Annotated in this window: 10 protein-coding genes and 1 rRNA gene; 6 read left to right on the top strand and 5 right to left on the bottom strand. The window is 39.9% G+C overall.

Going from position 1 to position 12,420, the window contains the following annotated elements; genetic code table 11:
- Positions 1-29 precede the first annotated feature (29 nt).
- Positions 30-2,441 (top strand): gliding motility-associated ABC transporter substrate-binding protein GldG, encoded by a 2,412-nt coding sequence (gldG, locus tag JKG61_RS13790; RefSeq protein WP_202103546.1) that lies wholly within the window; start codon positions 30-32, stop codon positions 2,439-2,441.
- Between the two features lie 27 nt (positions 2,442-2,468).
- Here the strand turns inward: gldG and JKG61_RS13785 are convergent, their stop codons facing one another.
- Positions 2,469-3,959, bottom strand: a complete 1,491-nt coding sequence (locus tag JKG61_RS13785; protein WP_202103545.1) for a succinate CoA transferase — start codon at positions 3,957-3,959, stop codon at positions 2,469-2,471.
- A gap of 344 nt (positions 3,960-4,303) precedes the next feature.
- Between JKG61_RS13785 and JKG61_RS13780 the strand changes: the two genes are divergently transcribed.
- Both JKG61_RS13780 and JKG61_RS13775 read left to right on the top strand, forming a co-directional pair.
- Entirely contained in the window at positions 4,304-5,116 is an 813-nt protein-coding gene (locus tag JKG61_RS13780) for an AraC family transcriptional regulator (protein ID WP_202103544.1), read from the top strand.
- A 14-nt stretch (positions 5,117-5,130) separates the two neighbouring features.
- Positions 5,131-6,006: a 3-keto-disaccharide hydrolase gene (locus JKG61_RS13775; RefSeq protein ID WP_202103543.1), complete on the top strand. Its 876-nt coding sequence runs from the start codon at positions 5,131-5,133 to the stop codon at positions 6,004-6,006.
- A gap of 67 nt (positions 6,007-6,073) precedes the next feature.
- Here the strand turns inward: JKG61_RS13775 and rpsT are convergent, their stop codons facing one another.
- Complete coding sequence (gene rpsT, locus JKG61_RS13770; protein WP_021069222.1) at positions 6,074-6,328, bottom strand: 30S ribosomal protein S20; 255 nt, start codon at positions 6,326-6,328, stop codon at positions 6,074-6,076.
- Between the two features lie 174 nt (positions 6,329-6,502).
- Here rpsT and JKG61_RS13765 point away from each other — a divergent pair, with 174 nt between their 5' ends.
- Both JKG61_RS13765 and sucD read left to right on the top strand, forming a co-directional pair.
- Positions 6,503-7,051 (top strand): RNA methyltransferase, encoded by a 549-nt coding sequence (locus JKG61_RS13765; RefSeq protein WP_202103542.1) that lies wholly within the window; start codon positions 6,503-6,505, stop codon positions 7,049-7,051.
- A gap of 63 nt (positions 7,052-7,114) precedes the next feature.
- A complete protein-coding gene (gene sucD / locus JKG61_RS13760) occupies positions 7,115-7,987 on the top strand; it encodes a succinate--CoA ligase subunit alpha (protein ID WP_021069224.1) in 873 nt (290 codons plus the stop codon).
- Between the two features lie 53 nt (positions 7,988-8,040).
- Here the strand turns inward: sucD and JKG61_RS13755 are convergent, their stop codons facing one another.
- Complete coding sequence (locus tag JKG61_RS13755) at positions 8,041-8,541, bottom strand: DinB family protein (protein WP_202103541.1); 501 nt, start codon at positions 8,539-8,541, stop codon at positions 8,041-8,043.
- 81 nt (positions 8,542-8,622) lie between these two features.
- Here JKG61_RS13755 and JKG61_RS13750 point away from each other — a divergent pair, with 81 nt between their 5' ends.
- Positions 8,623-10,482: a CocE/NonD family hydrolase gene (locus JKG61_RS13750; protein ID WP_202103540.1), complete on the top strand. Its 1,860-nt coding sequence runs from the start codon at positions 8,623-8,625 to the stop codon at positions 10,480-10,482.
- Positions 10,483-10,512: 30 nt separating this feature from the next.
- Here JKG61_RS13750 and putP read toward each other — a convergent pair whose 3' ends face one another.
- Positions 10,513-12,009, bottom strand: coding sequence for a sodium/proline symporter PutP (gene putP / locus JKG61_RS13745; RefSeq protein ID WP_202103539.1), 1,497 nt, complete (start codon positions 12,007-12,009; stop codon positions 10,513-10,515).
- Positions 12,010-12,126: 117 nt separating this feature from the next.
- A 5S ribosomal RNA gene (gene rrf / locus JKG61_RS13740) occupies positions 12,127-12,238 on the bottom strand.
- Positions 12,239-12,420: the final 182 nt, after the last annotated feature.

Below are 12,420 nucleotides of genomic sequence, written 5' to 3'. Positions count from 1 at the left end.
AATTTCGGAACAAATTAATCGAGAGCAAGTTGTTAAGTATATATATAAAAGAAATAGCGAGCTATTTTAACTCATTGATTGGCTACCTAGCGATAGGGCTATTTTTGTTGATCACGGGATTATTAGTATGGGTTTTCCCCGAAACCTCTATATTGGACGCTGGCTATGCTTCGTTAGACAGCTTTTTCGCTTTAACCCCCTATCTTCTCCTTTTTTTAGCACCTGCTGTTTGCATGCGTAGCATAGCAGGCGAAAAGGCAGATGGTACTTTCGAGCTTTTACAAAGCCGCCCCATTACCTTACCTCAGATTGTAATAGGCAAATTCTTAGGTGGACTGACTATCGTATCATTGGCTATACTCCCGACCGTAGTCTACGCTGTAACCATCTACTACTTAGCATATCCCACAGGAAATATGGATTTAGGTGCTACTGTAGGATCTTACATTGGATTACTGTTCTTAGCGACCACTTTTGTAGCGATATCGATCTTCTGCTCTGCACTGACGCGTAACCCTATCATAGCCTTTCTATTGGCTATCTCCCTTTGTTTTTTATTCTTTTATGGATTCGACGCCCTAAGTCAACTAAACCCTTTCCTTTTTATCGAGGATTTGGTTAAGCATATCGGAATCTTAGCGCATTACGACTCTATTAGCCGGGGTGTTGTCACCGCTACGGATTTAGTCTATTTTCTCAGCGTACAAGCGCTATTCCTACTCTTGTCCATTGGACATCTAGGTCGTCAGTTTAGACCCCGTAAAAAAACACTCACCGTCTACTTCAGCTTCCTGATTCTAATCACACTATTGAACCAAACTCTGGTCCTTCAACTATTTGGAAGGATAGATCTTACTGAAGATCGACGTTTTACCCTTACAGAAACCTCAAAAGATATTGTATCGAATCTAAAAGAAGATACCTACATTACTATCTTTTTAGATGGACAACTACCTGCTGGCTTTAAAAGATTAAGACAGGCGGCTATCGACATGGCGTACGACTTAAGATCCTATTCAAAGGGCAGATTAAAGGTCAATGTCATTGACCCTAGCGCTGGGAGCCAAGAGGAACAAAAAGAATATACCGAAGCATTGATCGCTCGAGGTCTCTATCCGACCAACCTGAGTGTAAAAACGGAAAGTGGATTTACGCAAAAACTAATATTCCCATCCGCCATTATCAGCCGGGGAGACCATGAAATCAATGTCAGCTTGCTACAAAATAAAACGGGGCAGACTCCCGAACAGGTGCTTAACAACTCTGTTCAAAATCTAGAATATGCCTTCACTTCTGCTATTTCAAAATTGAACATTGATAAAATACCCTACATCGCCTTTACCGAAGGTCACGGCGAACCTTCCGATCTGGAACTTTACGATGCCATGCAGACATTGGGTGCGTCAGGACAGGTAGGGAGACTCCATCTCGATTCAATTCCACTGAAAAATTTAAAAGAGATTTCCTTACTGATCATAGCTAAACCCCAAACGCCATTCTCTGAAAGTGAAAAGTATAAATTAGACTATTTTGTGCGTTATGGGGGCTCAATTATCTGGGCTATAGACCAAATCGATGCCAGTTTGGACCACCTTAAGAAAAACGGCACACAGCCCCTAATAGGCCGAGAACTGAACCTAGATGACCAACTATTTTTGTACGGCGCACGTCTAAACTACAACATACTGGCGGATCTAAATTGTGCACAAATACCACTCTCCATAGGTGGCATCGGTAGGCAGACACAAATAGAAATGGTGCCATGGTACTTCTTTCCTATTTTAATGCCTACGGGGAATAATGCTATTTTAAAAAACCTAGACGGAATACGGGCTGAATTTGTAGGAACGGTAGATACCATCGCTGCCGCAGGTATCAAAAAAGAAATTTTGCTACATTCCTCACCTTTCAGCCGGCTAATCAATACGCCTGGTCCGATTTCTTTACAGATGGTAGAAGAACAACCTGATCCTGCTAAGTTCAGAACAACACCGAAGCCAGTAGCAGCTCTTCTGAGCGGTCATTTTCCTTATATCTACCAAAATCGCCCTACTCCAGCAGGTGTAACTGAAGCAGTTGACCTATCAAATATATCAGAGGAAGCACGAATGATGGTCATTGCAGATGGTGACTGGTTGATCAACCAGGTGAATAGTAAAGACCAATCGCCTTATCCACTTGGTTGGGATCGCTATACGGAGCAACAATATGCTAATAAAATATTTTTAGAAAATACGGTGGACTATTTGATGAATGATGAACGACTGATTTCTCTTAGGAACAGAGAAATCAAGCTTCGTCTCTTGGATCAAGCGATGGTTAAAAGTGAGAAGCTAAAATGGCAGTTTATCAACGTTGCCCTACCAATAATTATTCTGATGCTGATAGGTCTATCACAAGGCTATTTACGCAAACGCCGATATACAAGAAAAAAGAGTTAAGAGATTGGCTCTCTTAACTCTTTTTGTTTATTTTTTCATTGTTCCAGTCTCGCCTAGTCTCAAATGCCAACTAAACGCTTCTTCGAGCAAGTGTGGTGTATGACCTCCACGAGCACAGGCTCTATCAAAGTACGATTGCAGTTCTTCCCTATAATCGGGGTGCACACAGTTATTAATGATTTGTTGCGCACGCTCTCGAGGCGCCAGTCCGCGCAAATCAGCAAGACCAATGTCGGTCACTAGAATATCAACATCGTGCTCCGTATGATCTACATGTGATACCATTGGCAATACATGTGATATCGCATTCTCCTTGGAAGCTGCTTGCGTTACAAATATACTCAGGTAGGCATTACGGGCGAAATCTCCCGAACCTCCTATTCCATTCATTATCTTTGTACCCGAGACATGCGTTGAATTAACATTTCCATAAATATCAAACTCAATAGCCGTATTTATAGCGATAACTCCCAGTCTTCGGATAAGTCCCGGCGTATTAGATATATTTTGCGGACGAAGAACAAATTTATCCCGATAACGCTGAAGATTGTCAAAAACACGATGATAGCAATCTTTCGATACCGTGATAGAAGAAGCTGAAGCAAAACTCAACTTTCCGGAATCAATAAGGTCGAATGTACTATCCTGCAATACCTCCGAAAACATTGTCAAATCGTAGAAATTGCTATCCTTAAATCCCATCAATACCGCATTAGCTACCTTTCCTATTCCAGCTTGAATAGGGAGCAAACGATCTGTTAAGTGACCGAGTTTGACCTCGTTTTCAAAAAACTCAAGAATATGCCGGGCTATTGAGGATGTCTTGGCATCCGGAGCTGCAATATCCGCCGGACTGTCTGTGATATCAGTAAATACGATACCGATTACTTTACTCGGATCCAACGGAATTGTTTTACGTCCGATTTTGTTCCAAGGAGCAACAATAGGGATGACGTTACGATGAGGATAATTCTCTGCTTGATAGATATCATGGATCCCATATACCTCTTCTGGAACCGCAGTATTAATTTCCAAGATGACCTGCTTTGCCAATCCTGCAAACGTCACCGAGTTACCCACTGAAGTAGTAGGAACAATACTTCCATCCCTATCGATGTACGCTACTTCTATAATAGCAATATCCACCGGAGGAAGGTTTTCGTTATGTAATAGCTCTGCACTTTCACTTAAATGTTGATCGATAAACAACACCTCTCCGGCATTTATTTTATTTCTTAATGTCCGATCTACTTGAAAAGGCATACGTTTACTCAAAGCCCCAGCCTCGGCTAGTTTACCATCGGTATCATGCCCTAGTGAAGCCCCTGTCATTAGGGTTATTTTTATACTTTCCTTCTTCGCACGCTCAGCAAATGCAGGTAAAACGACCTTACTATCCCCTGCTTTTGTAAAGCCGCTAGACCCTACGACCATTCCATTTTGGATAAAAGAAGCAGCTTGTTCCGCTGTCATCACTTTATGACGTAAAGTTTCTAAACGTATTCTTTCAACACTCATTATTTATAATAATAATATGATTTTTTTATATCTTTCTCTCAATCAAACAATTTACAATATTATAAATTAAAAATCGATCTAAATTATTACATTCTGCCAGTAAATTATTGATTCCTATCCAAAACCACATAAAACACTAATAATCAATAAAGAAAAGATCATACAAAACTTACAAAAGCAACAAACGCAATGCCTAAGAATCTAATTGACAAAGCATTAACAAGAAACAAGATTAACCTATGATTTCATATTTCAGTCTTTAGCTTCATTTCTAGAGTAAGCTAACACTTACTTTTTGGTTTTGTAAGCAAAAAACTGGAAATTTATACCTCAATCAACAAGCTATGGAAAAGGAATATGTAAACAAATATTACATGACCGATGTGGACGCATTTGACGATAGTATCTATTGCCATCACGCATTGATGGGCGATAATCATATCGAAGAACACCTGCATAAAAAGGGGCAATTTTTATATACGGAGGGCGGAGTTGTATTTCTCAAGACCTCTGACAAATCTTACTTTCTACCGGCGCGTCATTACATTTGGATTCCTTCTGGAATGAAACATAGCATACATCCGAGTTCCTCACATGTGGTTATGAGAAATCTATATTTCCCTAAATACGAAACAGACACGGACTTTTTCGACAAAATCAATATATACCCGGTCAACGATCTTTTGATAGAATTAATCATGTTTACCAATCGCTGGAATGGCAACATTTTTCCCGTTGAAGAACCCAAATACTCCATAGCCAAAGCGTTTAAATTAATTCTACCGGAATTATCGCAATCAGAACTACCTTTAGCATTGCCTTATCCACAACACGAAAAGCTGAAGAACATCGTTTCTTTTCTCGAAAAGAATATCTCTGAAAATATAAGCTTCAAAGAACTTTCACAACGATTCGATATCAGTGAACGAACATTGGCTCGCCTTTTCCAAAAAGAGCTCAATATGTCCTTCATTCAATACTATACCATATTGCGAATGTTAACAGCACTACGGTTATTATTGGATGAAAAGATAAGCGTCAACGAAGTAGCACTCCGAGTGGGCTACAGTAGCCTACCGACTTTTAGCAATACCTTCAATAAGGTAATTGGGATAAGGCCTAGCGATTATGTTAAACATCAAAACACACTACTCTAAATAACCCTAATCAAATGAACCTAAAACATTTCGTGACTATAGCATTTGCTTCGGCTGCGCTCCTTTCCTGCAATGCCCAAAACAAACAAACAGATAAGACTGTAAAAGTGCCTGCTCCTATACAATTATTCAATGGGAAAGACATCAATGACTGGACGGCAAAGATCCGCTTTCATGAAGTCGGTGAAAACTATAAAAACACATTCCGTGTTGAAGATGGCCTGTTGAAAGTACGGTACGATGGCTACGAAGACTTCAACAAACAATATGGACATCTGGCCTATAATAAGCCATTTGGTTATTACATATTACGCGTTGAATATCGTTTTGTAGGAGACCAAGCGAAAGGGGGGGAAGGATGGGCCTGGCGTAATAGTGGCGCTATGCTACACGGGCAATCCCCTGAGAGCATGCTCAGAAATCAGGATTTCCCAATATCTATCGAAGGTCAGCTTTTAGGCGGAGACACGACCCCGACTTCAGAGCGTACCACTTCCAACCTCTGTACTCCTGGAACAAATGTTTTCTACCACAATGAGTTATATACTCCACACTGTGTGGGTTCGACATCTAAGACTTACCATGGAGACCAATGGGTTACAGCCGATTTTGTTGTACTCGGAGATTCGTTAATAAGACATGTGCTGGAAGGAACAACTGTTCTAGAATACGCTAAACCTCAAATCGGAGGCGGAAATGTAAGCGCGTATGATGAGGCACTGAAAAAAGATGGACAATTGCTTAGATCGGGATATATCTATCTGCAATCAGAAAGCCACCCAATCGATTTTCGAAAAGTAGAGCTATATGACTTGGAAAACTACAAAGACAATCCAAAGGCACTAGAAACTATAACAAACACTATCCTTAAAATGAAGGATAGCAAATAAACCTAGGTTTATGACAATAAAAAAGGATGCTTATAGCATCCTTTTTTTATATTCTTAGTAAGAAAAATTACGCTAGCTTGTTAACAAATTTTGTCAACTTAGATTTGTTATTTGAAGCTTTTTTCTTGTGAATAACATTTTTCTTAGCCAAACGATCTAGCATAGAAACTACGCGTGGTAATAACGCTTTAGCTTCCTCAGCAGAAGTTGTATTACGTAATTTTTTAATTGCGTTACGTGTAGTTTTTGCTTGGTAACGGTTTCTTAGACGCTTCGCAGCGTTAGCTCTAATTCTTTTAATCGCTGATTTATGATTTGCCATTTCTCTTAGCTATATTTTATTATATTTTTTATACTAAATTCGGATTGCAAAAATAACCAGTATTATTCAATATTCAAAATCTATTTTAAAGTTTTATTTCCACCTGTCCACCAGCTAGTAAGACATTAATAGCAAAACACTTCATTTTTCATATTTTACTGCTTAATTTTGGCCATGCAAAAACTATCAATGGATCAATTGAACCGTACTGATATAACGGCCTTCAAAGCGCAAGAGAAAACACCTATTGTCTTGGTTCTAGACAATGTGCGCAGTATGCATAATGTAGGTTCAACCTTCAGAACAGCAGACGGTTTCGCATTAGAAAAAATCATACTTTGTGGTATTACGGCCTGTCCTCCCCACCGGGAAATTGAAAAAACAGCACTTGGTGCAACCCAGTCTGTAGAGTGGAAACATTTTCATAGTAATCTAGAAGCTATAAAATCCCTTAAAGAGGAAGGCTATAAAATTTATGCCATAGAGCAGGTTTCCAGTTCGATATCACTTCCAGATTTCACCGTATCTGAAGATGAAAAATACGCTTTAATTTTTGGAAACGAAGTCCATGGCGTGGACGAACAGCTCTTGCCCCATGTCGATGGATGCATCGAAGTTCCCCAGTTTGGCACAAAGCATTCCTTCAACGTATCGGTTACTGTTGGTGTAGTATCCTGGGATTTGCTCACCAAGATGAAATATTCTTATAAAAAATTGGATTAGCACGCCCTTTATTTCGGGAAGTCATTACAAAATAGTAGATTTGCTCTGCAAAAAAATAGAACAATGAGTGTATTAGTAAATAAAGATTCAAAAGTTATCGTTCAAGGATTTACTGGAACAGAAGGTACTTACCATGCTTCTCAAATGATTGAGTACGGTACTCAGTTAGTAGGTGGTGTTACACCAGGTAAAGGTGGTCAATCACACTTGGACCGTCCTGTATTCAATACCGTACAAGATGCAGTAGATGCTACTGGTGCTAATGTATCCATCATTTTTGTACCTCCTGCATTTGCAGCAGATGCTATTATGGAAGCAGCGGCGGCAGGAATTGCTTTAATCGTTTGTATTACTGAAGGTATTCCTACGAAAGATATGATCCAAGTAAAATCATACTTGAGCGACAAAAACTCTCGTTTGATCGGACCTAACTGTCCTGGTATCATCACAGCAGAAGAAGCTAAAATCGGTATCATGCCAGGATTTATCTTCAAAAAAGGTAAAGTGGGTGTAGTTTCTAAATCAGGAACTTTAACATATGAAGCGGTAGACCAAACTGTAAAAGCAGGTTTAGGTATCACTACAGCTATCGGAATCGGTGGTGACCCAATCATTGGAACAACTACAAAAGAAGCTGTTGAGTTGTTAATGAATGACCCTGAGACTGAGGCAATCATTATGATTGGTGAAATCGGTGGTGGAATGGAAGCTGAAGCAGCACATTGGATCAAAGAAAATGGTACTAAGCCAGTTGTTGGCTTTATAGCAGGTCAAACAGCGCCTCCGGGACGCCGTATGGGACACGCTGGTGCTATCGTTGGTGGTGCAGATGATACTGCAGAAGCTAAAATGAAAATCATGCGTGAGTGTGGTATTCGTGTTGTAGAATCTCCAGCAGAAATCGGAAAAGCTATTGCGGAAGAATTAGCAAAATAAGCTCCCGTAATTTTATATAGAAAAAGGCCTCTTTATACAAGAGGCCTTTTTTATTATCCGTTGCTCAAATCATCCGCTGAAGGACCATATATTCCCGGTACAGGAATATCTAATAACCGTAGATAAAGAGACAATTGTCCTCTATGATGGATGAGGTGATTCTGTATGATAAAACGCATCGCCCCAACTTTTGGCATTTCCGCGATAACGTGATCACCAGCACATAGCGTCCACATCGACGACCAATCTTCGTCTGTCAATGAATTAATCATCTCTACATTATTAGCGTAGCCTTGATCCAACACTTCGCTAATTTCATTCATATTCGTTGGTTTGAATGGGGTATAATGTTTCTTAAAGTCAAACACACTTTGCCCCAAAGCCTTGTGTACCCAGTTATGCAGCTCTACGACATGGGCAGCCAACTCTCCCGCGGTCATCGATTTGACATGCGGTCTCCAATCAAGATGCTCATCCTTTAGTCTGCTAACAATACGTCTTGTATTTTCTGTTTCTCTTTCTAATTCAATCAAAAAGCCTTGTTTCAAACTCATAATATTTCAAATTTTGTTTTCTCTAATTTAGAAAAAATAGTATAAATACTTATATTGAATTCTCATTTGAACCAAGTTACCATGAAAAAAATCCTACTTCTGCTATTACTATTTCCACTTCTTGGCCATCTCTGTGCCCAAGAAGTAAACGAAGCCTATATCAGAGCACATTACGACAAGATCGAAGAATACATCCCCATGCGAGATGGAACCAAACTCTTCACAGCAATCTACATTCCCAAAGACAAAACAGTAAAACATCCTATATTACTGAATAGGACCCCTTATACCGTAGCTCCTTATGGACAGGATAAATATAAAAGTAGCTTGGGTAACTTCGAAAAAATGGCTACTGCTTCCTACATTTTTGTATACCAAGATGTACGTGGTAAATGGATGAGTGAAGGTACATTTGAAGATATTAGACCTACCAGAACAAAGGAAAATAAACTGCAAATCGATGAGAGTACAGATACCTATGATACTATAGACTGGTTGATTAAAAACATCAAGAACAACAATGGAAAAGTAGGTATGTATGGTATTTCTTATCCTGGGTTTTACGCTACTACTTCACTAGTCGGCTCTCACCCGGCGCTTAAGGCCGTATCACCACAGGCTCCTGTGACCGACTGGTTTATTGGGGATGATTTTCACCATGGAGGTGCTTTATTTCTTATTGACGCTTTCCGTTTCATGTACACGTTTGACGCTCCACGCCCACGCCCCATCACAAATGAAAATGGACCTAAAGGATTCAACTTAGAGTCCAAAGATTGGTATAAGTTCTTTCTTGATAACCCTACTCTAGGAGAGTTAAAGACAAACTATCTAAGTCACACGGTCAAGTTTTGGGACAATCTAGCGAAACACAGTACCTTAGATACATTCTGGACTAACCGTACCATTACACATCATCTAAATACCGTCAAACCAGCTGTCATGGTCGTCGGCGGCCTCTTTGATGCCGAAGATACCTATGGTGCTTTTGAAACCTATAAACAGATTGAAAGACGAAATCCAAAGAACAATAGCATTCTAGTAATGGGACCTTGGTTTCATGGAGGATGGGTCCGTAGCAAAGGTGATTCATTTGGAGATATTAAATTCGATCAGAACACAAGCACACACTACCAAGAGACATTCGAACTACCGTTTTTTGAATACTACTTAAAGGGAAAAGGAGCCTTCAATCCTGCGGAAGCTAATATCTTTGTCACCGGAAGCAACCAGTGGAAAACATTTACGCAATGGCCACCACAGGAAAGTAAAGAACAGTTCCTCTATCTAAACGAAAACAATAGGTTAACTCCGAAACCAAACCAGGGACAAGATAACTACATTGAATACGTAAGCGATCCGTTAAAGCCGATTCCTTCACAAGAGGGCATAATCACAAATCGTACGCGAGAATATATGATTGCTGATCAACGTTTTGCAGCAAATAGACCGGATGTCATCGTTTTTGAGACCGAAGTTCTATCGACGGATATCACCATGGCTGGTCCAATACAAGCGGATCTACATGTATCAATGACAGGTACTGATGCAGATTTTATTGTAAAAGTAATCGATGTTTACCCCGATAGCTCGACCGCTATATCTGCCATCAATAAAGAGACTGTGATGCAAAACTATCAAATGCTTGTCCGCGGAGAAATTCTCAGAGGTAAGTTCAGAAATAGCTTTAGTACTCCTGAACCCTTCATTCCAGGACAAGTGACCAATGTAAAAGTCAACCTCCCTGATGTCGCCCATACATTTAAAAAAGGTCACAAGATCATGGTACAGATACAACATAGTTGGTTCCCTTTAACCGATCGCAATCCAAATCAATTCATGGATATCTACAAGGCCAAAGCAGAGGATTATATCAAGAATACACATCGCCTGTATTTCGATCAATCAAAACCAAGTCGTATTAAATTCTCGACTTTATAAAAAAAGGGAGCTTGAAATAAGCTCCCTTTTTTAAGACTGAACAATTCTCTTCACTTCATCAAACTCATCCTGAACCTCTTTCGATACTGGCTTACTTAATAAAGACACAGCGACTATCGTCAAAAAGCTAAGAATAAAGCCGGGAATAATTTCATAAACTTCTTTATAATTATGCGGTACATACACCCATAACAATACAACTACTCCGCCCACCAACATACCTAGTAAGCCACCTAATGCAGTAGTGCTCTTCCATACCAAAGACAAGACGATCAATGGTCCAAATGCTGCTCCAAAACCAGCCCAAGCGTTACCAACAAGATTCAAAATACTATCCTGCGGATTTAAAGACAATAGCAGAGCTACTATCGCGACAATGAGCACCGACAGTCTGCTCATAAACAACATACTCTTCGTTGAAGCATTCTTATTAAAAAAAGCTTTATAGATATCTTCTGTCATTGAACTCGACGTAACTAAAAGTTGGGAAGAGATCGTACTCATCACGGCTGCTAGAATAGCTGATAACAAAAACCCTCCGATCAATGGGTGGAAGAGAGTCCGAGATAAATGTATAAAAATAGTCTCGGCCATTTCCTTCGAACCGTCAAATGCAAGCATACGATTCTGATCAAACTGATAGAGGTAAGCAATACCAAATAAACCTACCAACATTGCTCCTCCTACCGTGAATATCATCCAGCTGATTCCTATACGTCTTGCCTTAGTAAGATCCTTAATATTATCAATCGCCATAAAACGGACAAGAATATGCGGCTGACCACAATAGCCTAATCCCCAAGCTAACAAAGAAGCTACAGAAACAGCCGTAGTTCCCTCCAAAAGATCCAGGTAATGGCTTCCTTTTGTTTCAATAACCTCTAATGTTGTTCCTAGTCCGCCTATCTGAGAAACCACAACAATAGGAATAATAACTAATGCGGTAACCATAATTGTTCCTTGCACAAAATCCGTTAAGCTCACCGCTAGAAAACCACCTAAAAAAGTATATAGAACCACCACTGAGGTTGTAACAAACAAACCTGTATAATAATCTATTCCAAAAGCAGATTCGAAAAGTCGTCCCCCAGAGACCATTCCTGCAGAAGTATATAAGGTGAAAAATACCAAGATAAGAATAGAAGATACAATTTTCAATAACTGTGTCTTATCACGAAAACGGTTCTCAAAATAAACAGGTAGTGTAATCGCATTCTTGGCTACCTCCGTATACACGCGTAATCGAGGGGCTACTATCACATAGTTTAAAAAAGCACCGGTAGTTAGTCCAATAGCTATCCATGCGCTGGAAAGCCCGGAAAGGTACATCGCACCAGGCAGTCCCATCAATAACCAGCCACTCATATCAGCAGCACCAGCAGACAAAGCCGTTACGGCGGCGCCCATTTTTCGTCCACCTATCAGAAATTCATCCGAATTACTTGTCGATTTTCTCCAAGAATAGATACCTATTCCTACCATCAGCGCCATATATAATCCAATAGATATTAGTTCGTATACATTCATATATTATTTTTATACTGTAAAGATGGAATAAAAACGACTTAAATTGCAATTTACCGGTTAGTTATTTTCAAATAAACAGAAAAGCCCCTCCAGTTTCCTGAAGGGGCTTCGTATTAAAAAAGGCACCGACCTACTCTCCCACCTGTTACGGCAATACCATCGGCTCTGGCGGGCTTGACTTCTCTGTTCGGAATGGGAAGAGGTAGACACCGCCGATATAGGCACCTGAATATCTTTTTAATCGCTGATGCTGAATAACCAACAGTTAATCATCAGCAATTATATTGACATGTTATTGAAAGAAAAAGAACAGTCAGAGAAGACAACAGGTCTATCTGCCTGGAAAGCTTCGGGCTATTAGTACTACTCGGCTTTGGTCTCTCAACCTTTACACCTATAGCCTATCAACGT

The sequence above is a fragment of the Sphingobacterium faecale genome, assembly GCF_016746095.1.
GTDB lineage: Bacteria > Bacteroidota > Bacteroidia > Sphingobacteriales > Sphingobacteriaceae > Sphingobacterium > Sphingobacterium faecale.
Note: the sequence above shows the minus strand (reverse complement) of the source record. Positions and strands in the feature narration are given on the sequence as shown.

Bases quoted from the DNA above. Each gene is read 5' to 3' on its own strand.
- sucD (WP_021069224.1), top strand. From the start codon at position 7,115: ATGAGTGTATTAGTAAATAAAGATTCAAAAGTTATCGTTCAAGGATTT.
- JKG61_RS13750 (WP_202103540.1), top strand. From the start codon at position 8,623: ATGAAAAAAATCCTACTTCTGCTATTACTATTTCCACTTCTTGGCCAT.
- putP (WP_202103539.1), bottom strand. From the start codon at position 12,009: ATGAATGTATACGAACTAATATCTATTGGATTATATATGGCGCTGATG.
- rpsT (WP_021069222.1), bottom strand. From the start codon at position 6,328: ATGGCAAATCATAAATCAGCGATTAAAAGAATTAGAGCTAACGCTGCG.
- JKG61_RS13755 (WP_202103541.1), bottom strand. From the start codon at position 8,541: ATGAGTTTGAAACAAGGCTTTTTGATTGAATTAGAAAGAGAAACAGAA.
- JKG61_RS13765 (WP_202103542.1), top strand. From the start codon at position 6,503: ATGCAAAAACTATCAATGGATCAATTGAACCGTACTGATATAACGGCC.
- JKG61_RS13780 (WP_202103544.1), top strand. From the start codon at position 4,304: ATGGAAAAGGAATATGTAAACAAATATTACATGACCGATGTGGACGCA.
- JKG61_RS13775 (WP_202103543.1), top strand. From the start codon at position 5,131: ATGAACCTAAAACATTTCGTGACTATAGCATTTGCTTCGGCTGCGCTC.
- JKG61_RS13785 (WP_202103545.1), bottom strand. From the start codon at position 3,959: ATGAGTGTTGAAAGAATACGTTTAGAAACTTTACGTCATAAAGTGATG.